Origin of the sequence: Nanhaiella sioensis (genome assembly GCF_046557775.1) — a bacterium.
Taxonomy (GTDB): domain Bacteria; phylum Bacillota; class Bacilli; order Bacillales; family SM2101; genus Nanhaiella; species Nanhaiella sioensis.
Window position 1 is genome coordinate 1,026,258 of sequence record NZ_JBKAEG010000001.1, and the last position, 24,737, is coordinate 1,050,994.

22 protein-coding genes are annotated in these 24,737 nt (G+C 33.3%); 14 read left to right on the forward strand and 8 right to left on the reverse strand.

The annotated features are described in order from the left end of the window. Positions 1 to 241: 241 nt before the first annotated feature. Both V1503_RS04750 and V1503_RS04755 read right to left on the reverse strand, forming a co-directional pair. The gene (locus tag V1503_RS04750) at positions 242 to 829 is read right to left on the reverse strand and encodes an NAD(P)H-dependent oxidoreductase (protein ID WP_214483404.1); all 588 of its coding nucleotides are present in this window, start codon (positions 827 to 829) and stop codon (positions 242 to 244) included. A 189-nt stretch (positions 830 to 1,018) separates the two neighbouring features. Continuing rightward, positions 1,019 to 1,783 (reverse strand): nuclear transport factor 2 family protein, encoded by a 765-nt coding sequence (locus V1503_RS04755; protein WP_214483403.1) that lies wholly within the window; start codon positions 1,781 to 1,783, stop codon positions 1,019 to 1,021. 172 nt (positions 1,784 to 1,955) lie between these two features. On the opposite strand from V1503_RS04755, the gene V1503_RS04760 reads away from it, so the two are divergent. Beyond that, positions 1,956 to 2,390: an Rrf2 family transcriptional regulator gene (locus tag V1503_RS04760; RefSeq protein WP_320259758.1), complete on the forward strand. Its 435-nt coding sequence runs from the start codon at positions 1,956 to 1,958 to the stop codon at positions 2,388 to 2,390. Positions 2,391 to 3,022: 632 nt separating this feature from the next. Continuing rightward, positions 3,023 to 3,154 carry a hypothetical protein gene (locus V1503_RS04765; protein WP_410625216.1) on the forward strand — a complete coding sequence of 44 codons (132 nt, stop codon included), beginning with the start codon at positions 3,023 to 3,025 and terminating at the stop codon, positions 3,152 to 3,154. A gap of 559 nt (positions 3,155 to 3,713) precedes the next feature. Here the strand turns inward: V1503_RS04765 and V1503_RS04770 are convergent. Then, positions 3,714 to 4,067: a YlbF/YmcA family competence regulator gene (locus tag V1503_RS04770; protein WP_214483400.1), complete on the reverse strand. Its 354-nt coding sequence runs from the start codon at positions 4,065 to 4,067 to the stop codon at positions 3,714 to 3,716. Positions 4,068 to 4,250: 183 nt separating this feature from the next. Next, a complete protein-coding gene (locus tag V1503_RS04775; RefSeq protein ID WP_410625218.1) occupies positions 4,251 to 5,390 on the reverse strand; it encodes a DUF445 domain-containing protein in 1,140 nt (379 codons plus the stop codon). Positions 5,391 to 5,491: 101 nt separating this feature from the next. On the opposite strand from V1503_RS04775, the gene V1503_RS04780 reads away from it, so the two are divergent. The 7 genes from V1503_RS04780 to V1503_RS04810 all read left to right on the forward strand — a co-directional run bounded on the left by V1503_RS04780 (position 5,492) and on the right by V1503_RS04810 (position 13,760). Then, positions 5,492 to 6,874 (forward strand): YheC/YheD family endospore coat-associated protein, encoded by a 1,383-nt coding sequence (locus V1503_RS04780; RefSeq protein WP_410625220.1) that lies wholly within the window; start codon positions 5,492 to 5,494, stop codon positions 6,872 to 6,874. Between the two features lies 1 nt (position 6,875). Beyond that, the gene (locus V1503_RS04785; protein ID WP_410625222.1) at positions 6,876 to 7,949 is read left to right on the forward strand and encodes a YheC/YheD family endospore coat-associated protein; all 1,074 of its coding nucleotides are present in this window, start codon (positions 6,876 to 6,878) and stop codon (positions 7,947 to 7,949) included. 470 nt (positions 7,950 to 8,419) lie between these two features. Beyond that, a complete protein-coding gene (locus V1503_RS04790) occupies positions 8,420 to 9,775 on the forward strand; it encodes a YheC/YheD family endospore coat-associated protein (RefSeq protein ID WP_410625224.1) in 1,356 nt (451 codons plus the stop codon). Continuing rightward, positions 9,772 to 10,968, forward strand: a complete 1,197-nt coding sequence (locus V1503_RS04795; RefSeq protein WP_410625226.1) for a YheC/YheD family endospore coat-associated protein — start codon at positions 9,772 to 9,774, stop codon at positions 10,966 to 10,968. Before V1503_RS04790 ends, V1503_RS04795 begins: the two co-directional genes overlap by 4 nt. A 76-nt stretch (positions 10,969 to 11,044) precedes the next feature. After that, positions 11,045 to 11,230, forward strand: coding sequence for a hypothetical protein (locus V1503_RS04800; RefSeq protein WP_214483395.1), 186 nt, complete (start codon positions 11,045 to 11,047; stop codon positions 11,228 to 11,230). A 151-nt stretch (positions 11,231 to 11,381) separates the two neighbouring features. After that, entirely contained in the window at positions 11,382 to 12,278 is an 897-nt protein-coding gene (locus tag V1503_RS04805; protein ID WP_410625228.1) for a PucR family transcriptional regulator, read from the forward strand. A 381-nt stretch (positions 12,279 to 12,659) separates the two neighbouring features. After that, positions 12,660 to 13,760 carry an ABC transporter ATP-binding protein gene (locus V1503_RS04810; RefSeq protein ID WP_320259766.1) on the forward strand — a complete coding sequence of 367 codons (1,101 nt, stop codon included), beginning with the start codon at positions 12,660 to 12,662 and terminating at the stop codon, positions 13,758 to 13,760. A gap of 169 nt (positions 13,761 to 13,929) precedes the next feature. Here the strand turns inward: V1503_RS04810 and V1503_RS04815 are convergent, their stop codons facing one another. Beyond that, a complete protein-coding gene (locus tag V1503_RS04815; RefSeq protein WP_410625230.1) occupies positions 13,930 to 14,190 on the reverse strand; it encodes a hypothetical protein in 261 nt (86 codons plus the stop codon). 302 nt (positions 14,191 to 14,492) lie between these two features. Between V1503_RS04815 and V1503_RS04820 the strand changes: the two genes are divergently transcribed. Together V1503_RS04820 and V1503_RS04825 are read left to right on the forward strand one after the other, a co-directional pair. Then, on the forward strand, positions 14,493 to 14,714 hold the full coding sequence (locus V1503_RS04820) for an alpha/beta-type small acid-soluble spore protein (RefSeq protein WP_214483391.1): 222 nt from the start codon (positions 14,493 to 14,495) through the stop codon (positions 14,712 to 14,714). Between the two features lie 807 nt (positions 14,715 to 15,521). After that, positions 15,522 to 16,973 (forward strand): SulP family inorganic anion transporter, encoded by a 1,452-nt coding sequence (locus tag V1503_RS04825; RefSeq protein ID WP_410625232.1) that lies wholly within the window; start codon positions 15,522 to 15,524, stop codon positions 16,971 to 16,973. Between the two features lie 247 nt (positions 16,974 to 17,220). On the opposite strand, the gene V1503_RS04830 is transcribed toward V1503_RS04825, so the two are convergent. The 3 genes from V1503_RS04830 to yeiL form a co-directional block, all read right to left on the reverse strand. After that, positions 17,221 to 17,742, reverse strand: coding sequence for a YfiT family bacillithiol transferase (locus tag V1503_RS04830; protein WP_410625234.1), 522 nt, complete (start codon positions 17,740 to 17,742; stop codon positions 17,221 to 17,223). Between the two features lie 413 nt (positions 17,743 to 18,155). Continuing rightward, positions 18,156 to 19,379, reverse strand: coding sequence for an MFS transporter (locus V1503_RS04835; RefSeq protein WP_410625237.1), 1,224 nt, complete (start codon positions 19,377 to 19,379; stop codon positions 18,156 to 18,158). A 305-nt stretch (positions 19,380 to 19,684) separates the two neighbouring features. Further along, complete coding sequence (gene yeiL, locus V1503_RS04840) at positions 19,685 to 20,356, reverse strand: transcriptional regulator YeiL (protein WP_320259689.1); 672 nt, start codon at positions 20,354 to 20,356, stop codon at positions 19,685 to 19,687. 78 nt (positions 20,357 to 20,434) lie between these two features. Here yeiL and V1503_RS04845 point away from each other — a divergent pair, with 78 nt between their 5' ends. The 3 genes from V1503_RS04845 (at position 20,435) to V1503_RS04855 (ending at position 24,689) form a co-directional block, all read left to right on the forward strand. Then, positions 20,435 to 21,592: an MFS transporter gene (locus V1503_RS04845; RefSeq protein WP_410625239.1), complete on the forward strand. Its 1,158-nt coding sequence runs from the start codon at positions 20,435 to 20,437 to the stop codon at positions 21,590 to 21,592. Between the two features lie 712 nt (positions 21,593 to 22,304). Beyond that, entirely contained in the window at positions 22,305 to 23,519 is a 1,215-nt protein-coding gene (locus V1503_RS04850) for a serine hydrolase domain-containing protein (protein WP_410625242.1), read from the forward strand. A gap of 279 nt (positions 23,520 to 23,798) precedes the next feature. Then, on the forward strand, positions 23,799 to 24,689 hold the full coding sequence (locus tag V1503_RS04855) for a DUF4097 family beta strand repeat-containing protein (RefSeq protein ID WP_410625244.1): 891 nt from the start codon (positions 23,799 to 23,801) through the stop codon (positions 24,687 to 24,689). The last annotated feature ends 48 nt before the right edge of the window (positions 24,690 to 24,737 follow it).

Below are 24,737 nucleotides of genomic sequence, written 5' to 3' on the forward strand. Positions count from 1 at the left end.
ATTAGCAGCAAATAAGCTTAGATTGCACGACCTTCATATTTCGTCACATATGATTCATACCATTGAAAAGTTTAGTGCTTAAATTTCCATAATAGCACTATCCTGACTTAAGAATTGAACTATCCACAACATATCTGACCTCACGATGTTCGTGGGCTTCTGATTGGAAAATGTCAAACAAAAAAGTCTTACGATAGATAAATTTTATATCTAAAGTAAGACCATTTTTTTAAATCGTATTTTACCCGAATAATCTCGCAATAATGTGCTCTACATCTACAAGCATTTGCTTTCTAGTATTATCATCAACTGATGGAACAGAACCAAAAAACTTATGCTCAAGTGTTTCAATACCAACAAAATCAAAAATACCATTATCCGTTGTTTGTTTCATGGCTCCAATCATACCGATTTGTTCATAATAATCCTCTGGATGACCAATCGTATTTAATATTACTGCTTTTTTCCCTGCTAGCAGTTTTTCGTACCCACCTTGTTCATTCACAGCATAAGCAAAACCGTAAGCAAAAACCCGATCTATATACCCTTTTAAAATAGCTGGAAGTCCAGTCCACCAAATTGGGTAAATCAATGTAATAACATCTGCCCACTTTACATGTTCCTGCTCAGTCTGAATATCATTTGGTGTTTTACCAGATTGGAAAGCGGCAAAATCATTCCCACTTAACACTGGTTCAAAATTTAAAGCATATAAATCGCGAACAACGACTTCATTTCCTTGATCTTCTAGTCTACTTACCACTGTTTCGAGTATGGCATGATTAAAGCTTTGTGGATTTGGGTGTGCGTATATAACTAAATGCTTCAAAAATATCTCTCCTTTTATAATTGCTTCGTATTCGATTTATATTGTTGCCCAAACTGATGAATGGTTAAACAATAAATAGATATTTATATATATTCATTTCCATTGGTTATCCAACAGAATCCTTTACCTTTTGTCTAGTAAAGTGAATAGTTATAAATAACAATTTATGAACTGGGGGTGCCTGTTCATTTAGAACTTATCGTTATTGTTTTTACGCTCTTCTTCAGGGATAATTGTCTCCATTACATCCCAATGCTCAGCAATCTTACCATTTTCTACTCTGAATAAATCATAGAATGAGGTGTGAGCACCTGCAAAAGTTCCTTCGCTAACTGTTAATACAAAATTACCTTGTCCAATAACCATATGAATTTTATCATAGATCATCTCAATACCTTGTTTTGCCATCCCCTCTAGCGCAATGCCTAAACCGGAAAGACCATCGGCAATTGCTGGATTATGTTGAATATAGTGATCACCCTCAAAATAGGAGGTCAGTTTTTCCGGATTATGACCCATTAATATATCCGAAACAAAGTTTTTAACAAACTCTTTGTTTTCTGCTGTTTTATCCTCATCCTGAATATCAATAGAACCATCTAGCATTGTATGTCCACTAGGTGTTTTATCTACTTTTTGCTGTAAGTTATCCCAATGTTCAACGATCTGACCGTTTTCAAAACGGAAAATGTCAAATCCTACTTTCGGTCCGAAGAAGTCATAATCTGTGTGAGTAACAACAAAGTCACCGTCCACAAGGACTCTTTGTATATTAACTTTTGTGCCAGCTGCTTTAAGGTCATTTAATGCCCCTAACATGACCTCTCTTCCATTTGGAAAAGTTAAATTATGTTGAATGTATTTATGTGGATTTATAAATTCTTGAATAGCAGTTGAATCTCCATTTTCAAGGCTAGTTAATACTTGAATTACTTTTTCTTTATTCGTTGTCATGATAAAGCCTCCTAAAGTTATTTGTAACTAACTTGATTACATGTAACTATATTAATTACAATTAATATGTTTGTCAACACTTTTTAAATTTTTAAGTTATAATAAATACTTGTAATATATTAAGTTACAAGTTTATTCTTGAAATAATATATTTATGAGGAAGGTGACTACAATGTCCATAAGCAGTCGTTTTGCTGTAGGAATTCATATACTAGCTCTCATCGAAATAAACAAAGACGGTGTTAGCACTTCAGAATATATAGCAGGAAGTGTAAACACTAACCCTGCAGTCATCCGAAAGATTATGGGGATGCTAAAAAAAGCAGGTTTGGTCAAAGTTCAACCAGGGATAGCAGGAGCTGACCTTGCTAGAGATTTATCTCATATTACTTTACTAGACGTTTATAAAGCCGTTAATGTCGTTCAAGAAAAGGAATTATTTAGTGTTCATGAAAATCCAAATCCAGCTTGTCCAGTGGGTAGAAACATTCAGGATACTATTGCTCCCCTTTTTTCAGTTGCCCAATTAGCTTTAGAAAAAGCTTTAGGAGGTGTAACGATCGAAGATGTTGTTAATGATATTCTTCAAAAGGAAACGGATCACTAACACAATATAATTTTTCATTACCTATCAACACAGAGTATCTATGTAAAATAAGTAAACAGCGAGGTGCACATTTATGCACCTCTCATTTTTGGAGTTAGTCTAGTCGTTAATTGTTGTAGAGCCTTAATTGATCTATTGTACTCCATTGCTTAAAATAGAAATGTTCTTTGATTCCAATACTCTCACTTACTACATTGACAGCTTCAGTGAACCCAATGCTTTATCCACTATTAATAACACATGTTTGCCCCGCCGCTATACCACCTTCGCGTTAAAATCTATCAGTGACAACCGGGCAGTCACAAACTATACAAATTCTCATCTTTTACTGTAGTTGTATATCCGTACAACATGGACTCACCTTCTTAAAGTACTACTCATGTTTACCGACCTCTAATAAAGGATAGCTTCAATAAAATATTTTCAGCATGATTTCATTTCTATGATTGAGTGTATAGACTTAATTTGTTTGTGTTTATCAACAGTTCTGATACATAAAATAACTTATAATTATGGAGCATTGGGATGATGATCCTTCAGTCTTAAGGATGAGAGAAAAACAATCTAACGGTCGGTTTAAAAAATATCGCATCGGCTTATACTTAAAGTATCAAAAGTAAAGGGTGATGACAGTGTTAAAAGGAATCGTTAGACGCCAACGAAAAAATAAAGTGAATATAGATATATATAAGAAAATTGAAGAAAGAAAGCAAGAAGTGTTGATGAAGGATAGTGCTTCCCCTAAACGTTATTTGATTATTTAATAAAGTTGTTCAAAATCTTTTACCGAAAACTTTGTTGCTATTTGTATCAAATTAGGAGGTAAAACGTGGTTTTATACGTTTGTCATCGGTTTACAGAATGAAAGATGCCACGCGTTCTAGTTGTGTAAATGTTTATTTTTAGCTGGAAAAGAGCACTCATGGATAACAGTTTTAAAAAAAGAAAATGTCATGAACCTTATATCGAGTTTATTTCATTCTATGAAAAATAATAATTATTGCGTTAACAGCCTAATGTGGCTGTTTTTTTATGGCTCTTTTCGTAAACATAGTTACTATTGTTATCAAATTAGTACTATAAAAAATGGTTTTATTTTGTTAGTCATTATTGTACAGAAGAAAAGATGCCACGAACTCTATTTGTGTACGTGTTTAATTCTGAATACTAAACAACAATCAATGCGAAAACAGCTTTTTTTTAGGAATTGAATTGTAACTAAATATATAAATTAGCAAGCCCCCATACCGTAACGACACTCGATTTTATAACAATCAAAAACAGAGATGCAGCTTATGCATCCCTGTTTCACTGTTAATGATTTTATTGCTCCATATTACCGTATAACTCTTCTAGTGGGTTCATCATTATTTTGGAAAGCTCGCTAATAACCATGCTCATTCTTTGTTCAGCTTCCATGAGCTTTGAGATGGTCGTATGTTGTTGGATTAAAGCAGCTGACTGTTGAGCCTTCTCTACCTCTTCGTCAGAAATATCTTCACCCATCATTTGCTTTTGTTGTAGCATTAGCTGTACTTCACGGAAGTTATCAAACATACGCTTAGCTGAAGCATCATTGTTTACTTCATTATAGAGCTGTTGTAATTGCTTAAAATCCTCACTATTGCGAATTGCTTTCTCTAATTCGTAAGCAACATCATATAAATTATTTGACATTAAATAGCCTCCTAGTTTTTTTTACGATGCGAACTCTTACACTATAACAAACATTCAAAGTATGATGAACACATTCCTTCTTAACTATGAATATGCAAAATCCATACTAGATGTTATGCATCAGTGCTTGCAATTATCCAATATACACTTGAATTAAGTATTCTTTACATCCATTTTGTATAATTACTTAATAAATAATACAATAAAAGCTTGAATTAAACCAATCATACCACCAAGTAACGCCCCTAAATACGTGATCATTTTAAATTCTCTTCGTGAAATGGATAATACCATTTCTTCTAACCGCTCTACAGGAAATGATTCTACTTGTGTACGTACTATATCTGCTAAATGCAATCGCTCCATCATTCTCTCTGTTCGATTCGCTATAAAACCGGTAGCTAGTTCAACTGTTTTTGGAACCATGTCATTGAGGATCCGATCTTTGTAGGGCATTAATACTTCATTGATCTCTTTCTCCATATACACGTTCATAGCTATGCGCTTATGAATAGTTTGCTTTAAGAATGATATTATTTTTTCTCGAGGAATATCTTTTTCTAGCTCTCCTATTTTTCGTTCTTGAAGCTTAAGCCATTCATTTTCTAACATATTGACAACTAATTGTGTTGTGCCGTCATTCTTTAAAAATTTTATTATTTCTGGTTGAACCTTGTCTACTAAGCTTGCGTTACCAAGAAACATCTGTAGCATGCCTCCTAGCATACCACTTCGACTAGCCAAAAAATCATCAATCATACGTGATAGTCTGTCTTTACCTTCACTGCTTTCGAAAAAAACAACACCCTTCGAAATAATATATTCTGTCAATAAAGGAAGCTTATCATTTGCCTTGGCTAGTAAGTCAGCCGGTATGACTTCTCGAATAGACTTTTCTCCGTTGTCATTCATCATTTGTATATATTTATTCTCTACAAGCATAGACAATTTATGTTCAACAACTAATGAAGGGTTTTCCACACCCATTTTTGTAATTAATTCTTCTATTGTTATAGTTGAGGAAAATAAACGGTCTCCTTCTTCCTTAACCCACTTCACTGCATCTTCTTGAAAGTTGTTATCTAATAACTTCCTTCGTAAGCTTTCTGGAGTAAGCAGATGATCAACTACCATTCTTCCAAGCTGGTTTGCTAATTCTTCCCTTCGCTTTGGGATTAAGCCTGGAGTAAACGGTAACTGCTTTCCAAATAGATACACCGGATGATAAGGACGAAATAACATTCTAATTGCTAAGGAGTTCGTTATTCCACCAATAGCCGCTCCGATCAAAATCATAGTAAATATTACTAAAACAGTTTCCAACATCCATCAACCTTTCATCGTCACAAAATATATAACATTATCATACGATACGATATCAGCGTATGCCTATATAAAATAATGAAATAATGGGGTTTCTTATGATGACAATGCCATTAAGAATTCAAATTTCTCCAATAGTTACTGAAACACCTACAGAATCAGATACTATTCAAATGCCTAAAAGAATTTTTGCTCTATTAAAATGTCAAGAGACAATGAATATAACTTGTCACAAGCTTACCAATAACACAGAAATCGTTCGTATTGAGGAAAAAGACCTAAATTTATATTTTAGCACACAATTGCTAAATAAGCTTAATTTACCTACAATTCCTTTTACTGCTTCAATAAAACATATACATCAATCGAATGAATTAGAGATTGGCCCCTTCATAGCAATATTAACTGAAATTAAAAAGAATGATGATCAATTTACTTTTGGTTCACTCCAGTTATATTGTGAAGAGATTGCTCTATATTGTCATAAAGTAGGTGTACTATTCTATACTTTGTCACCCAAAACCTTCCGCAAACAACAAATGAAAGGTTTGATATATAACAATTTAGACAACAACTGGGTTGAATCACCTGTACCTCTGCCACATGTTGTGCACAACCGTATACATTCAAGAAAAAGCGAGCAATCAACACTTTTTTCAAGCGTAAAAGAGGCACTTTATGAATTAAATATACCATTTTTTAACGACCGATATATTAATAAGTGGGATGCTTATAATATACTTTCGAATGAAGATTATCTACAACCATACCTTCCAGAGACACTATTATTGCAAAATAAACAAGACATCCAAGACTTAACAACAAAATTTGATACAGTTTTCATAAAACCTATTCATGGCAGTCAAGGCAAAAGAATTTTTCAAATAAAAAGAAAAGATCATGAATTTATACTTGATTACACAACCTTTACTGCTGAAATAGAACATAAATATGATTCATTTGTTACATTATTTAAATCACTTAGACCACGGCTAATCAAAGAAGCATATGTCGGTCAACAAGGGTTAAATTTAATAACTGTTGACAATCGTCCAGTTGATTTCCGCATTCTATGTCACTGTAGAAACCATACAGAATGGACTATCACTTCCGCAGTAGCACGCGTTTCTGCTGTTGGTCAATTCGTATCGAACATCTATCAAGGAGGAGAATTCATACGTGTTGCAGACTGTTTACAACAGAGCTTTGATCAAACAACTGCAAAACATATTCATAAATTACTGAAAGAACTAGCAATTGAAATCGCTTCTGTCATAAGTAAAGCAACAGATGGCCTGTACGGTGAATTAGGTATTGATTTAGCAGTAGACAACATGGGGCATCCATGGATTATCGAAATAAATACTAAGCCTTCAAAAAATCATGACCCGAAACGAAAACAAGATACAATTAGACCTTCAGCGAAGGCAATTGTCAATCATTGTCTTAATTTAGCCAATTTTTTTAACGAAGGAGTGAATTAACATGAAACAATTTGGTTTTTTAACCCTTCTTCCAAATCAAGAGCGAGGTTATGCAACCGAAATTGCAAAGCATGCTGAAGCATTTAATATCACAGTTTATCGACTTACACCACTATCAATTGATCCAAACACTGAATTAGTACATGGAGAAAAATTTGATCTGACAACAAATACTTGGGTGCAGGATACATTTCCTATTCCGACGGTCCTTTACGACCGATGCTTTTACAGTCAAAATGAAATTTCAACGAGAAGTAAACCTATCGTTAATTGGCTAAAGACAAGGCCAGACACAATTTTTCTCGGCTATGGATTACCAAACAAATGGGAAATTTATAAAATTCTAAACAACGACCCAATTCTTTCTAACTATATTCCAAAAACTGAAAAGGTTACATCTCGGCACAAAGTGATCCAATACCTTAGAAAAACAAAACAAGTACTACTAAAACCTGAAAGTGGTTCACAAGGAAGAGGTGTTATAAGCCTTTCAGTTAAAGATCAATATATTGAAGCAAAAACTCATCGTAAAGAAAAAGTTATTACAAAACAATTTCAACATAAGGCAGAATTTATATCATGGTTAACAAAGCTGTTAACAGTCCAATCCTACCTTATGCAACCATTGTTATCGCTTCACGATGAGAAGCACAGACCATTTGATATTCGTATTCTCCTACAAAAAAATGAACAAGGTCATTGGGTTGAAAGAGGACGTGGTATTCGTAGGGGGCAACAAAACGATTTAATTTCAAATATCCATGGTGGGGGTATATATATTCCATTTAAAAATTGGATGGATGCACTCTCTACGAATACAAATAACATTATTAAAGATGAATTAGAAACGATCATCGATCGGGTACCACAAATATTAGAGAGGCAATTTTCTGAACTATTTGAGCTTGGTATTGATATTGGACTTGATCAAGATAATAAAATTTGGCTAATTGACACGAACTCTAAACCTGGGAGGAGCGTTATTTTTCAACTTAATTCGAATAAAGAGTCAGAGCTCTTTACGGCCCCCCTCCTATATTGTCAACACCTTACCAAGAATCTGACCACTTCATAAAAGAAAAGAGTCAGGAAGCCCTTTGATAATAATTACATGACGTGTTAGTTACTTGAATACTAATATATAAAGAAATGATTTACGTGTTTCACCTACATCTGACTATTAGGCCTTTGCAGATTTAAAACATAAACACGTATAGTCAATACAGTTTCCTGACATCTTTTCTTCTCTAAAAACGATAACAACCATTTCATACACACCAGATTCTCAAATATAAGTAAATAAAAAACATAGTTTACGAAAAGAGCCTTGCAAAAAATTGCTTTCGCATTCATTATTCCTTACCATAAAAAAAGCTTAACACGATGTTTACTAACGTTCTGGGCATCTTTTCTTCTCTAAATACGATAACAACCATTTCATACCAATCAGATTCTCAAATATAAGTAGATAAAAAACATTGTTTACGAAAAGAGCCTTGCAAAAAGAACCAATCATTAAGACGATTTAGTAGGAGCTGAATAAGCATGAAGTATTCCTTAATAGTTACAAATGAACACAGTCAAACTGTCTATATTCCTAAAGAAATATTCAAACCTACAATGGAACAAATTTTCTTCGGAACGATATCATGCGCATGCTCGATACAATCACATTCATACAATGATCATGAGGTTATTATGTCTAAAGATGTCTATGAACGTTTGCATATACCTCGATGTAGTAAAGTTCACCTTTTCACAGATGAGGAAAGAGTATATGTAGGTCCGCTTATAGGTATATTTACAGCTGGTTTTACAGAGTCAAATTTGCGCCCGATAGGGAATAGATCATTGTTTTTTGCAAAGCTATTAGCTGTAGAAGAAGCAATAGGAGCTTACGCTTATGTATTTGGTGCTCATCATATATGCTGGGAGAAAGGATTGGTAACAGGACATTTTTATACAGATGCTGGATGGAAGAAAATGGAGGTTCCTCTCCCAAACGTGGTATACGATCGTTTACCAAATAGGAAAACAGAAAATCAACATTACTTTAAACATATTAAAGAACGACTACAAAGAGAATATTCTATTCCTTGGTATAATCCAGGATTTTTTAATAAATGGAGTATTCACGAACAGTTAATTACTGATCATTCCATTTCACATTTTCTTCCTGAAACAGAACAATATGCTGACTTAGCACAATTAAATGATTTGCTAAAAAAATATCGACATGTTTATTTAAAGCCTATTAATGGCAGTCTTGGATATGGTGTGTTTCAACTTTTTTATGTTGAAGATGAGAAGTGCTACTATTGTCGATATAGAGACAAATTTACGAAAAATCGGCTTCAAAAATTTCCAAATCTCGAATCAATGATTAATCACTTATTTAAACAAAACCAGCTTCAACAATATATTGTTCAACAAGGTATATCATTGTTAAGAATTGACGGTAGAACTGTTGATTTTCGTATTCATACGAATAAAAATCGAGAGGGCAATTGGCAAGTCAGTGTTATCGCTGCTAAAATTGCTGGGAAAGGAAGCGCTACTACTCATTTAAAAAATGGAGGAATGGTCAAAACAATCGAGGAAGTCTTTCCAAATGAAGAACAAAGAGCTGATATAGTAGACCGCTTAACAGATGCTGTTATCTCACTTAGTAAAAGTATTGAAATTCGAACAGTAGGCTTAATTGGAGAAATTGGATTTGATATTGGCATTGATAAAGAGCTAAATATCTGGTTATTTGAAGCGAACTCTAAGCCAGGAAGAGCAATTTTTAATCATCCTAAACTACATGAATACGATTTATTAAGCAGGAAGTTATCCATGTTATTTGCCATCTATTTAACAGAAAAATCAATATTAGAGCCCGAGGTTATCTTTCAATGAAACAGTTATATTATGATCCACACTCTCAAGAATGGCATCAATCTTTTGCAAAGGATACCCCCTTTTTTTTCGGCCAGAACAAACAGCTCACTACTTATGTAGAAACAAAATCATCTTCTCTTATCCATTTCCCCGTGCTATGTAATGGGTCAATGATTGGGCCCTTAATTGGTATTATGACCAGTGCATCAAAAAAAGGAAAAGCTTTTTCTGGCAATCACCATATCTTTCGACAAATTCAAGAAGCGTTGCAGTCACTCGGAGGAGTATGTGTAGTTTTTTCTTATGAAGGAATACGTAGTAATGGCATAACTGGCTACGTATATTATAAGGAGAAAAAAGGGTGGTTACAAATTCATGCTCCACTGCCACATATCATATATAACCGTATACCTTCTCAAGAGGATGAACAATTAGGAGCAAATGTTAAAGCAATAAAATTTTTTCAGGATCGTAAAATACCTATCGTAAACCCTTCCTTTTTCTTAAAACAAGATGTATTTTCCTCGCTAGCTGAAAATAACATAACTAAAAAATATTTACCTGAAACTTCACAGCTACAAAATCCCCGGCAATGCTTAGACATGTTATACACTTACAGCGTTGTTTATATAAAGCCTAATCGTGGCTGTAAAGGGGAAGGTATTAAAAGAGTTACGATAATGCACAATGATACAGTTCAAGTAGAAGATGTAAAAACAACAGAACAGTTTTCGAGCATTGATACGTTTTTACATGCATACCCTATACTTTTCAACGGCAGTTATCTTATTCAGCAAGCAATTGATTCAGATGAGATAGATCAAAAGCGGTATGATTTGCGTATTTTTGCCCATAAGCAAGCAAAACAATTTATTATTAGCGGTATCGGTGTTAGACAGTCTATTACACAAGATGTTACTACCCACGTACCAAACGGGGGGAAGCTCCTTCCATTTGAAACTATCCAAGACCGTATAAATAAAAATGAACTATATACTTTAGTTGATGAATGTGGGCAAGCTTTAAATAAAAAGATGGGGTTTATTGGAGAATTTTCAATTGATATAGGTAGATCGAAAGAAGGTCTGTTGTATATTTATGAAATCAATTCAAAACCGATGGTATTTGACGAAAAGGCTATACAAAAAAATGGAATAAACAACCTCGTCCAACTATTTCAAGAAGTCACCGCCTTTAAAACACCATCATGAAATATTTGTCCCTTAAAAATAATTTTTTAAATTCTACACAAACTATGAATGTAACTTCTATAGGAGGTGTTCATTGATGACTGATGAAAGAACTGACAAAAAAGACCTTCTAAATGAAGGGCGAGACAAAGCTTACTTCGATATTGATCGGATGATTAACGAAGGAATGGCTGGTGGTTCAGTTCATTCATGCTACAATTGTACTAATATTGAAGAAGCGAGAGATGTTATTGAAGAGGAACCTCCACATGAAATAACATAATTGTCACTGAATAAACCTCTAAAAAGAAGCTCGACAGGTACATAGCGTACCTGTCGTTTACTGTTATAATGATAGGTGATATGCATGTTCATAGCGTGATATACTTTACTAAATCATGTTGAACTAAAAATACATATTAAGGTGAGTTACGATGATTGAAAAATTGCAACAATTATATGGTGAAGCAGTCATGCTAGAAAAACCAACATCAAACATAAATAATTATGATTGTTTTGAAACGAAAGACGGTACAGAAATCTATATAGCTAAGAACGCAGTTACAGAGAAAGAGAAAGAACTACTAGCACTCCTGCTAACACCTGTGCATAACTATAAAGAAGCCTTATCAAAGGAAGAAGTATTTTGGAGAAATGTACTGTTTAACGATAAGGTAAATAATGAATCGGACATTCAGCCTTCACAAATACGATTTATTCACTTTTACATACCTACAGCTTTATACGATAAAAATGACTTTCTAGATACTATGAAAGAGCTTTTTTACTCTAATATTTTCATTCTTTGGGAAAGCAATCAAATGGGTACGATCATTGAATATTATGAACCGAAGCAAGATAAAATTCAGTTTCATGAATTTATTGAAATTATTGCTAGTGATCTGTTTATAAACATCCAATTATTTGTAGGACATGTACATCTATTCTCCGAGAAGGTCAAACAATATTTTCACGAGGAAAAAGTATTTTTTCAACAGGCTAAAGCTAAGCTTTCACATGAAAAGTTATATAAGCTTGAAGACGTTTTTCCAATCCTTTTTTTACATGAACCATCAAAGAATATTTTGCCTCATGTAGCAGAAAATTTATTTTCAAATATTGGAAAAGATGATGAATTACTTCAAACAATAAAATTGTTTATTGAATGTAACTTAAATATTTCTCTCGCATCAAAAAAGCTGTTCATACATCGCAATAGCTTACAATATAGAATTGATCGCTTTATAGAAAAAACAGGGATTGATATTAAAAGCTTCAAAGGTGCTTTTACGACGTACGTAGCAATTGTTTATAAACATGTTAACTTTTAAAGTAATAATCCTAATGTTTAATGGGGACGATATAAGTTGGCTTTACAACTTACTGTCACCTTTAAAATATAATCTTGTTCCTTGTTTGTTCTTAAGCTATTGAGCTCTGTTATGTTTTTATTTTATCCAATTTCTTATATCCTCTATTATAGGAAAATCAATTCAAACTCTTAATCCTTATACAGAACACAGTTAGAAACTTGTTACAATAAAGTGAAGATAGCATAAGTTTTTAGTGTTTTATATACCATTTTGTGAAACATGCACAATCGTACTATCTTTTTTTGTGCAACCCTTACATTTACTATCAGATATATTATTATGTAGACTATTACTATATTGAGAAAGCGTTCACAATAATCCTACTAGGAGGCAACAACAATGGCTGAATTAAAATTAGAACATATCTATAAAAAATACGATAATGACGTAACAGCAGTTAAAGACTTTAACCTTCATATTAAGGACAAAGAGTTTATCGTATTTGTAGGACCATCAGGATGTGGTAAGTCGACTACACTACGTATGATTGCTGGACTTGAAGAAATCTCTTCTGGTGACTTTTATATTGGTGATAAAAAAATGAATGATGTAGCACCAAAAGACCGAGACATTGCGATGGTGTTCCAAAACTATGCATTATACCCGCATATGAACGTCTATGATAACATGGCATTTGGACTTAAGCTTAGAAAAACACCAAAGGCTGAAATCGAAAAGCGTGTTAATGATGCTGCAAAAATTTTAGGATTAGAAGAATATTTAAAACGTAAACCAAAAGCGTTATCTGGGGGTCAACGTCAGCGTGTTGCACTTGGACGTGCAATTGTTCGAGACGCAAAAGTTTTCTTAATGGACGAACCACTTTCAAACTTAGATGCTAAGCTACGTGTCGCTATGCGTTCAGAAATTACAAAATTACACCAACGCTTACAAACAACAACTGTTTACGTAACACATGACCAAACAGAAGCAATGACAATGGCTACACGCTTAGTTGTTATGAAAGATGGTATTATTCAACAAATTGGTACTCCTACAGAGGTATATGAAAACCCTGAAAATATGTTTGTCGGTGGATTCATCGGTTCTCCTGCTATGAACTTCTTTAAAGGTACATTACAAGAAGATGGCAACTTCAAAATTGGTAACATTACTATCTCAGTACCTGAAGGAAAGATGAAAACATTGCGTGATAAAAAGTATGTAAACAAGGAGTTAACTTTAGGTGTTCGTCCTGAAAATATTCATGATGAGCCCGTATTCCTTGAATCATCACCGGATACAAAATTCAGAGCTACAATCGAGGTAGCTGAGCTTATGGGTGCAGAAACAATGCTCTATTCACAGCTTGGTAACCAAAGCTTTATCGCACGTGTTGATGCTCGCTCAAAAATCTCTCACGGAGATGTAGTGGAATTTGCGTTCGATATGAACAAATCTCATTTCTTTGATAATGAAACAGAAGAACGTATTCGATAAGTACTTACAATAGAAAAGGGTCTAGCACTACATAAATGACTGTAGTGTTAGGCTCTTTTTATATGGGCTGTTTTCGTAAAAGTAATATTTTTCGTACTAACACCTAAACACGTTTCAATAGCATTGACAGTTGCTTTAACCTACCGTTACAGGTAACAGCTTATTATGTTCAAATGATATTATTTTCTTGTTCTTTAATTAAGCTCACAAACTCATGTTGACAAGTTGCACAAAATAATATGTGGGGACATTCATGGTTACTTAACGTAGTGCCATATCCATCATTTCTCTTTAAATCGTCAATTTCCATATAAGGACTGTAATCATCATAATAGTCCATTACCCTTCCCCTATCTTCAGACCCTTCTCCACATACAGGACAATTAACCGAGAAATTTCCTAGCCCATTACAAAGCGGACACATAAACATTAAACCACCTCACTTACATACGCATAAAATTAGTTTGTTAATAACGAGGTGGATAAATGTATTATTTCATGAAAAAGTAATGATCGTTTACTAACAACCATTACCAATCTAATTCATGAATATCATCTTTCAAATACGTCATAATACTTAATAAACATTTGATTATTGGGTAAAGCCAAGTTAGGCATGTGGATGTATGATATTCAGCAATAGATGCTGAATATGATTAAAAACCATACAGCTGGTGCAAATCCAGTCTACCCAACCAAAATTAGAATAATGATGAGGAGATGAAACAAATCATGCAAAATCAACCACAAGCAAACAATTCGTCGTCAAACCAACTTGTCGTAGCCGGTGCTCAACAAGCAATAGATCAAATGAAATATGAAATTGCCAATGAATTCGGTGTAAACTTAGGTCCTGACACTACTTCTAGAGCAAATGGATCAGTTGGAGGAGAAATTACCAAGAGATTAGTTTCTATGGCTGAATCACAACTTGGTGGCCACCAACAACCGTAATAGTAAACAAAACTAAATAACATGGCTAAGGTCTCAAGATAATCTTGGGACCTATTTGTTGTTTTTTGGTAAACATCTATAAATTATAAACACTACATAGTTAACTGATTATTTTAAGGTGAATACATGTCAAACGCCGTAGTCGTGAGGTGTTTAAGTCTTAGTCAGAAAAGTAATGAAAGGAGCACATTGTTTAAAGCAATGTAATTTGGTGCTTTTCTACATATAGCTAAGCATTTAAGAGCAATCATTTAATGTAGGCGTTTTCACTACATAAAAACTATATTGGAGTTTTTGATAAATATGTGTATAATGTTTATTTGTGTATTAATGTCAAATTCATAGTGTAAACATAATTAATTGTTTTTATTAAACTGTTTGATTGTTATTTAAGCAAAATAACCACGAATCCAACTAGCATTTTGCTATTTTCACCTTATGGGGCTCGGAAAAACTCATCTTACAATAAATTTTCACGATGAATTTTTGAAAAGGGCCTATAAAATAGAACTCATTATTACTTGATTTTTTTATTATAGTAGTTCACCAATAAGGACATGCCTCCGAAATGTAGCATCGTAGCGAAGCTCCTATTGAAAACACCTTTGCTGCATTGTTTCGGGGACTTAATTCTCTGCAAACAGTTGACGTACGAAATGACACTTGCCCATACATGTAAAAAAATAATCTTACTAAAACAAGTAATTTCTATAGTAAGGATGGGATTTGAACATTTTATTAAGTTGTTTCATAAGTCATTTTTTCCAGATTTTTCGAACCATTTCATATAAACAAAGAGGTGATTATTTGTATACTGAAACTTTAAAGAATCAATGGTTTTCAAATGTAAGAGGTGACATATTAGCTGGAATCACAGTAGCATTAGCCCTCATCCCTGAAGCGATTGCTTTTGCCATTATAGCTGGTGTTGATCCAATGGTTGGTTTATATGCCTCTTTCTGTATCGCTGTACTTATTTCTATTTTTGGTGGTCGACCAGGAATGATTTCAGCTGCAACAGGAGCAATGGCTTTATTGATGGTTGATTTAGTTAAAGATCATGGCCTAGAATATTTACTAGCTGCAACGATATTAACAGGAATTATACAGTTCATATTAGGTATTTTAAAAATAGGCAGGTTTATCACATTTATTCCGCAAGCCGTTATCATTGGCTTTGTTAATGCATTAGCGATATTAATATTTATGGCTCAGCTACCCCACTTCGTTGGAGAAACGTGGATGATGTATGCGATGGTTGCTGGATCTTTAGCAATTATTTATATATTACCGAGGTTTACAAAAGCAATCCCATCCCCACTTGTTGCGATTATCGTCATGACGATTTTGGCAATTACGTTGAGCCTTGATGTTCGTACTGTTGGTGATATGGGGGCAATTACGAGATCTTTACCTATGTTCCATTTACCAAATATCCCATTAACACTTGAAACATTATTAATTATCTTACCTTATTCTTTACCATTAGCGTTTGTTGGTATCATTGAATCATTATTAACGGCAACAATTGTCGATGAGATGACAGAAACAAAAAGTGATAAAAATAGAGAAGTAAAAGGTCAGGGATTTGCCAACTTTGTAACTGGCTTTTTTGGAGGAATGGCAGGCTGTGCTATGATAGGGCAATCAGTCATTAACGTTCGTTCAGGTGGCCGTGGACGCTTATCCTCTTTAGTTGCAGGTGTGTTTTTACTATTTTTAATTATTGTGTTAGGCGACATCGTAACACAAATTCCAATGGGTGCACTTGTAGGTGTTATGATCATGGTTTCTATCGGTACATTTGATTGGACATCATTACGTGAGATTGCCAAAATCCCTCGTCCTGATGCTGTTGTCTTAATAGCAACTGTCGCGATCGTTGTTACGACTCATGACCTTGCAATGGGTGTATTTTCAGGCGTATTATTAAGTGCCTTATTCTTTGGTTGGAAGATGGCAAAAATCAAATCAAACGAAGTTGTTAAAGACGGTATAAAAACATACCATATTAAAGGACAAATGTTTTTTGGTACAATGGCTCACTTCGTAGATTTATTTGATTATCATGCTGACCCTGATGAAATTGTCATTGATTTTAGTTCATCACATGTGTGGGATCATTCAGCTGTTACTGCCATATCAAAAGTAAAGCAAAAATATGAAAACATAAACAAAAAAGTAATAATTACAGGTCTAAATGAAGATAGCCAAACAATTGTGAATCAAGTAGGACTATCTTCTTCCTCTGGGCATTAATTAAATGATAAAAAAAAGGAGTAACAAATAACTTATTTTTTGTTACTCCTTTTTATTTTTACTTATTTCACATTAATTATTGTTATTCTTACTGAAATATAAACAACACTGCTTCTATTTTTCAGGTAATTTAGTATTCTTTATCTCTCCAACATCATAAAATTATTTGCACCTATTATGACGATGAGAGCATATAAATAGCTACATCACCTTACCATACATTCTCAAAAGTATTCGCTCATAAATTTCATGAACCTTTGAGACTAGATATCGAAGTGATGTGTGCTAGATGATGTCGACCGTGCCAAGCGTAGATGCCTATATTCTTACCGACGGTGACTTCCCCTGAATCCGGATGGATAAATGTCTTTTCCATATCAGCAGCATGTAGACTACGAAGTAGTTTAGTCCAGCGTACATGTAATGCATCGAGCAGTGATAATGACATATCTATCGGCATTTTGGAATCAGGGAGCTCCGCCCATTTCCCTTCCTCATATGGCCTGATTTCTGGAGTATCTTCCGTAAGAGCCAATTTAAAACGTATATAAGCATTCATATGGCTATCAGCAAGGTGGTGGACTACTTGCCTAACGGTCCATCCACCTGTTCGATAAGGTGTATCAAGTTGTTGATGATCTAGATCCTTTACAGAATCTCGTAATAATTGAGGGAGCTTTTCAATGTCATTTATCCAATCATTAGTCACATCAGCATTAATTTCACCATTAAATTCAAAATGTCCAATAGGGTATCTCTCATCCACCAAATGTTCCTCCTCTATATTTCTCAGTATATTTTATAGGCTCTTTTCGTAAACTTTGTGCTATTTTCTACTTACACTTAAGTCGTTGATGCGTAGCAAATGATTGTTATAAATCTTTAGAGAAGAAAAGTTGCCACCAGCGCTAGATGTATACGTGCATATATGTAAGAACGAAAAGTAACACCCAATAGGAAAACAGCCTTTATATAATATGTTTCGATTAATCAATATTCGTGGCAGATTATCAAATCATACTTTTATACGTTCCACTTAAGAATGGAAATGAAATAACAATTAGACTATTTTACTACCTCGGTACTCATGATAATATTTACTATCCTCTATCAAGTGATAACAACAAATCCCCCTTCACTATTTCTACTTTAAGATCTTTTCACATGCATATGATCGAATAGTTAACCCGCTATTTCATTCATGTTATCTTTGAAATAAGTAGATTTGGATGGCATTGATACGATAATCAAAAGAGTGACAGCAAATAATATGGCAGCTATTGAAAATAAAACACTAACCAACTGTAGCGAAAACCATTCTGCAAGAGCCCCTAATATGAGTGTAAAACCAATTTGAATTATTCCTTGTACTATTTCCGCTATGCTTCCAAATCTCCCCATTATATGAACTGGAATGCTATTTTGAAAAAAGGTTGCGTATCCTGCATTTGCAAATGCCATAAAAAACCCTAAAAAGACGAATGCAGCTGTTGCAGTTATAAAATTATCGGATGAATAAAACAACAGGTATCCTATAGACGTTAGCAGTATTCCTCCCCCTAAATAAAATTTTAGTTGTACCTTTTTAGTTACAATTGCAGCTATAAACGATCCTGCTAATACACCAATACCCGTAATACTTACAATTAATCCGTAATCTCGATCTGATAACATTAAGTTTTGTTTAATAAATGTAACTTCTTGAGAATCCAAAGCAAACCCTATTAACATTGCAATTTGAAACAACAAATAAACAATAAAAACAAACTTCGCTGTTTTAACAAACTCTCTAACTTCCTTCCAATCACTCACTAGTGTTTTCAATCGAATCGGTTCCCGAATTTTTGATATGTCCTCATCTACATTAGGAAGAAGATAAATGAATAACGAACAAAGGATAAAGGTAATCGAGTTTATGAAAATACATAAATCTGTACCTACGTACATGATAAGTACTCCTGCAATTGCTGGGCCTAACAAAAATGCACCTGAGCTTGTCATACTCATCAACGAGTTAAATCTTTTTCTATTTTCAGGTGGAACCAATTTAGTTATGTATACAGCTGAGCTTGGACCAAAAAATGCACCAACCATATTAATTAACAATAGGATAAAATAAATAACCCAAAGTGATTCAATAAAAGGAATTAAGAATACTAAAGCACCTCTCACTATATCAATGAAAATCATCAGCCTTCTTTTGTTTATTCTATCAATAACACTCCCCGCCCAAGTATTAGTTATCAACATCGCGATAGGTCGAATAACATATAAACCAGCAACTGCTGCTGCTGATCCTGTTAAATCTAATATAGAAATATTAAGTGCAATTAAGTATATCCAATTCCCTAAATACGATATTCCTATCCCTGATAATAAAAGGATAGGGTTTTTCCATGAAACCATCCTTTCACCTCTTATAAATTATTTACATTAAACGGATAAACTACCATATATTATCCTACACTTACAATAAATCAACAACCTTTATGCTAACGGAAAGTCATAATAAGGATTCTTATGTCAAACATTTGTTTTCTCATTGTTGCTTTCATACGAAAATATTAATACATATACATCTAAGAGATTAATTATATGTAAAACCTACACTCCATTAATTTGTTTGGTGGTAACATACATATAAATACTAGAATTTAATATGCTATTATCTTTATTACATCATATCGTGATGAAAATAAAATTCGAGACCCTTATTTATTCCACAACATTTCAGCAAGATTATATAGTGAGTTATGCTGTTTTATACGATATTGACGTCCTTCTTTCACTAATAACCCCTTATCGCAAAATTGTGCAAGTACATGCATTAAGTGTCGATAGGAAACACCTAAAAATTCACAAACAGTTACGTGCTTCTCCATATAGATGCCATCATCAGAGGTATTTAAGATAAATTCCGCAAGACGGTTTTCAAGCGGGAATGATAAGCTTTGAGAATATTTTGCAGCCATTATTGTTGATTTCAAACTTAATAATTTGCTTAGTTCACGTAGAAATACCACATCTTCTAGTAATTGTTTACGATATCGATGAAGAGGTAGTGCAAGACAAATAGTCTTGGTAGATGCTTGTATTCCTTTTGTATAATAAACCTCATTTAATAATTCCATTTCTCCAATATATTCCTTAGGACTAACAAAATTTAACAAAGAGACTTTTCCGTTTTGATGGGTTACATAAATTTTTGCTTTTCCTTCGATGAGATAAAATAAAAAATTCGGCACGCTGCCTTCTTGAATAATCCATTCATCTCTTTTATATTCATGAACCTCGATAAATTCGTCAAGCGGAAAAGAAAACAAAGCCTCAATAGAGCTTTCTTTTAAATAATGTTGTCTTTTCTCATCTTTATAAATTCTCATTATCCACCTCAAAATATGAGATATCTCATATTATTACATTCATATTCATTATATCATTCAAACAAAGGAGAGATATAAATGAATACTCAACGGTGGATGAGCAGACAATTCTTTAGTTTTTTTGTGACATGGGGTGTTTTCCTCCCTTACTGGACAGGGTGGATGATTCATATAAAAGGAATGACGATTTCTCAAACTGGCTTAATAATGAGCTTAAGTTTGATTGCAAGAGGTATTTCATCGTTAATTGTTTTCCCATTATTATCAGGAAAATTTAGTAGTAAAACAATATTAAATGGTGCTTCAATCGGCACACTAATTGTTCTTTTCTTCTGTATTCCAGCTAGTTCTTTTACTAGCTTATTAGTGGTATCAATACTCTTACATGTTTTTTATCCAACTTTGATGCCTGCATTAGACAGTGCAGCTGGCGTCCTTATGAAAAATAATGAATTGGAAAATTACGGAAAAAGTAGATTATGGGGATCTGTTGGGTTTGTATTGGCTGGTATAATCGTAGCTATCTTTATCGATCTTATGGGGGATAACGTGATTTTATGGGCAATGTTATTAGGTGTAATTGTTTTCATGATCCTCGGCTTTATGCAAACACCCAACGTTTTATCAAAAAAATCACACCGTGATCAAACAATAAAAGGAGGTATGCTAAAGTTATTTCGGAACAGCCACTTTGTTGTAGTACTCGCCATAGTGATATTACTGCAAGCATCACATGCTTCGTATTACAATTACGGGTATATTTTTTTACAAGAAATACATGCACCAAACTATTTAATCGGTTTTATTATTAACATTGCGGTAATCGCTGAAATTATTTTCTTTGCAATTGCAGATAGAAGATTTTACAAAATATCAGTAGCTACTTTACTTACACTAGCAGCACTTTGTTCATCGATACGCTGGATCATAGTATTTACTTTTCCTAATGTCATTATTTTTAGTATTTCACAAATATTACATGCATTCTCGTTCGCGATGGCGCATTATGCCTTTATGAAATTTTTAAATAAAAATATTCCTTATGAACAGATTCCAATCGCGCAAGGTATTTACTCGGGATTCGCACTTAGCTGGGGAACTGCAGTGTTTACAATTTTAGGAGGTTACTTATACGAAATAGAATCAACATACGCATTTGTTGGAATGCTACTTTGTACCATACCAGCCATCTTGCTCTCGTTTGCTTATCGGAAATTGGAGCATAAAACGAACTAGCTTTTCCTATATAGCCTGTTAACATAAGGTAGTATATCTTAAGATAGTCGGAAATACCAAGTAGCATAAAAATTAATGGTGAAAATTGTTAATACTTGTTCTTCTTATTACGTATTTCCGGCACTCGCATTACTTCTAATGAATAGTAACAGTCACATATATCTCCTCATGTTCTCTTTTCACGATCTAATCCTGATTTTAGCATATTATTGCTTTTTCGTTGCTCCACAATCTTCCTAAGCAATAAAAAATGGCGCATCTCCCAAATTTATTACTGATTAAGTATGATAAAATGTATCATCTTGCCTACTTATACTTACAGCTCTTTTTTATCAACTTTGTATTAAAAAAGTAAACAGAGTAATAAATTGACAATAAAATTAACTTAGTGTACCATTAACATAGAACACTATAACAATAATACATTTATAACGTATTATATAAAATGGAGGTGTAGGAATAGGTAATTGTTAATCATTGTTAATAGGTAAGATAACAAACAATATTGGTACCTCATACTTGATTACCCTTTAATTTTTCTATACACAGTTACATTAATTCCATCACCATACAACCCTTCCAATCCTTTATTCAACTATATGTCCAAGAAATAAATTGAAACCTCTACGATACAAATCCGTATTTAAGATGATAACTTATTAGAAAAAATTTAATCTATTCACGTGGATAACAAATCACAAGGGGAGATTCTATGAAAAAAAGCTCTTTTATTGTGTTCATTAGTCTTTTACTTGTTATAAGTGCGTGTTCTGCTGAAAATCCTACCAAAAAAGTAAGTCAAACTATAGAAAACACAGACCTTATTGAGAAGTCAACAGAAGAAACCATTATATCAGCTCAAGTACAAGAAGTAAGTCAAGATTCAAATGATTTAGATGTATATACCAAATTGGATAATGTGATGACTCACTTTGAAAAATACTATAATTTTTCAGGGGCTGTATATGTAGGTATGGGAGGTGAAGAAATATACTCTAATACGTTTGGTAAGGCTGACATTGATCAAAATATCGCAAATACATTAGATACGAAATTCATCATAGGTTCTTTGACTAAACAATTTACAGCCGCAGCGATATTATTACTAAAGGAAAGAGGATTACTTGAACTAGAACATCAAATTACAGATTATTTACCTGATCTTTCTAAATGGGAAGGGGTTACGATTCATCACCTTTTATCGATGTCATCTGGAATAGTAAGTACAGATCATCCGTATTTTGCTGAGAGTTTAGAAAAAAAATTCGGGTCTAATATTCCTTATTCGATAACCGAAGAAGAAGCAATTGCAATATATAAAGACATTCCTCTTAACTTTAATCCTGGTGAAAAATTTGAATATAGCAATTCAAATTATTTAATTTTAGGATTGATCATAGAACGTACCACAGAAGAATCATATGATAAATTTTTAGAAAAGAACATTTTTGAACCTTTAACGATGTTAAATACAGGTTACAGTGTTAACTGGGAAGTGCTAGAAAATAAAGCTCAAGGGTATGAAGAAATCAATACCGAAAATGATTTTTATCCTATTCAATACGACTATTATATAACCCATTCCTCCAGTGGTTTGTATACAACTATGAATGATTTAGTAACATGGGATAGAGCATTATATTCTGCAAAATTACTAAAAAAAGAGACTATAGCTAAGATGTATGCTCCTTATACTAACATCCCTTCTAACTTCGAATATGGATCTGAATATGACTATGGCTATGGTTGGTTTACCCAAGAAAAAAAAGTTGAACACGCTGGAGACTTACCAGGATTTATAGCAAATTTTTATCGTGAGCTTAATACTGAACTTGTCATTATTATTTTAAGTAATAATGAATCCTTAGATAGGGATAAAATGCGTAGTCTTACAAACACCTTAACTAACATTGTTAATGGTGAATGATGATAAAAATAATTAAGTATAGGTATAGAAAACATAGAGATTTTATAATCAAGTTATGAGAAACTCATTCAATTCGTAACAGAGATTTCATAGTAACAGGAGAAGTTTGAATACCATACACTCTGACGATACTTTTAAACCAGAAGTAACAGTGACGAACAAAACAAATATTTGCTTATAGAAATAAATTAGAAGTTATTGCTATTCCATCAGGTGTATTTTAATCACGTAAGTTGTGTGTACATTTAATACTCATATTATATAAGGAGGGAAAACAGCATGAAAAAGCTGTTAGTAGGATTATTTGTTGTATTATTTATTGGAATAATCGGTTCAGTTGTTTCAATAAATGCCACAGGAGGCTTATCCTTTAATACTGTAGATTTATTTGAAAAAAAAGAAGTAAAGAATGAAGAGATCAAAAAAATAGACATTGACTTCCCATCAACTGATATTGAGGTTCAGCCTTCTGACGATGATTCCTTTATCATTGAGGTGAATGGTAGAGTTAGTGAAAAACTGAAGGATAAATTTAAACTTAATGTAGAAGAACGAGGTGATTTGTTAAAGGTAAAATTTCAAGATCCTAACACGTTTTTTAATATTGGCGTATCTATCGTGGATACTACTGTTTCAGTTTACTTACCTACAAAGGTATATGAATCAGTAACAATAAATACAGCATCAGGAAATATTGAAGCTGAACAATTAAACACAAATCAATTGAACGTGTCAGCAGCATCAGGAAATATTAAAATGAAAGACATGCAAGCCGATAAAGTTTACACATCAACAGCATCGGGGAATATAACAGTAGATCAACAGCAAGCAATTACTTCATCCTTTGAAGTAGCATCTGGTAACATGTATTTAACAAATGTAGTAGGTAATGTAACTGCACATAGTTCATCTGGAAACATTACTTTACACAATGAGGAATCTTCTGGTAATATTTCGGCAAATGCTTTAAGTGGTAATGTGAAAATTGAATATGAAAAAGCCCCATCATCACTTTATATAAATTTTAAAGCTACTTCAGGTAATGGTAAAGTTGAATTAGATGGCGTTAACTATGAGGAAAAATCTAATGATCGAATTATCGGGACCATTGGGTCTGGCGATCATGAAATAATTGTAGATATAACATCTGGTAATTTTAAACTTCAGTAATGGAGGTGAAGAGAAGTTCATACACTCAAAACCTTCATTCAACAATAA

Coding starts and splice junctions, on each gene's coding strand:
- V1503_RS04785 (WP_410625222.1), top strand. CDS start 6,876: ATGAAACAATTTGGTTTTTTAACCCTTCTTCCAAATCAAGAGCGAGGT.
- V1503_RS04850 (WP_410625242.1), top strand. CDS start 22,305: ATGAAAAAAAGCTCTTTTATTGTGTTCATTAGTCTTTTACTTGTTATA.
- V1503_RS04855 (WP_410625244.1), top strand. CDS start 23,799: ATGAAAAAGCTGTTAGTAGGATTATTTGTTGTATTATTTATTGGAATA.
- V1503_RS04755 (WP_214483403.1), bottom strand. CDS start 1,783: ATGACAACGAATAAAGAAAAAGTAATTCAAGTATTAACTAGCCTTGAA.
- V1503_RS04800 (WP_214483395.1), top strand. CDS start 11,045: ATGACTGATGAAAGAACTGACAAAAAAGACCTTCTAAATGAAGGGCGA.
- V1503_RS04845 (WP_410625239.1), top strand. CDS start 20,435: ATGAATACTCAACGGTGGATGAGCAGACAATTCTTTAGTTTTTTTGTG.
- V1503_RS04815 (WP_410625230.1), bottom strand. CDS start 14,190: ATGTTTATGTGTCCGCTTTGTAATGGGCTAGGAAATTTCTCGGTTAAT.
- V1503_RS04795 (WP_410625226.1), top strand. CDS start 9,772: ATGAAACAGTTATATTATGATCCACACTCTCAAGAATGGCATCAATCT.
- V1503_RS04810 (WP_320259766.1), top strand. CDS start 12,660: ATGGCTGAATTAAAATTAGAACATATCTATAAAAAATACGATAATGAC.
- V1503_RS04820 (WP_214483391.1), top strand. CDS start 14,493: ATGCAAAATCAACCACAAGCAAACAATTCGTCGTCAAACCAACTTGTC.
- V1503_RS04790 (WP_410625224.1), top strand. CDS start 8,420: ATGAAGTATTCCTTAATAGTTACAAATGAACACAGTCAAACTGTCTAT.
- V1503_RS04780 (WP_410625220.1), top strand. CDS start 5,492: ATGACAATGCCATTAAGAATTCAAATTTCTCCAATAGTTACTGAAACA.
- V1503_RS04760 (WP_320259758.1), top strand. CDS start 1,956: ATGTCCATAAGCAGTCGTTTTGCTGTAGGAATTCATATACTAGCTCTC.
- V1503_RS04770 (WP_214483400.1), bottom strand. CDS start 4,067: ATGTCAAATAATTTATATGATGTTGCTTACGAATTAGAGAAAGCAATT.
- yeiL (WP_320259689.1), bottom strand. CDS start 20,356: ATGAGAATTTATAAAGATGAGAAAAGACAACATTATTTAAAAGAAAGC.
- V1503_RS04835 (WP_410625237.1), bottom strand. CDS start 19,379: ATGGTTTCATGGAAAAACCCTATCCTTTTATTATCAGGGATAGGAATA.
- V1503_RS04805 (WP_410625228.1), top strand. CDS start 11,382: ATGATTGAAAAATTGCAACAATTATATGGTGAAGCAGTCATGCTAGAA.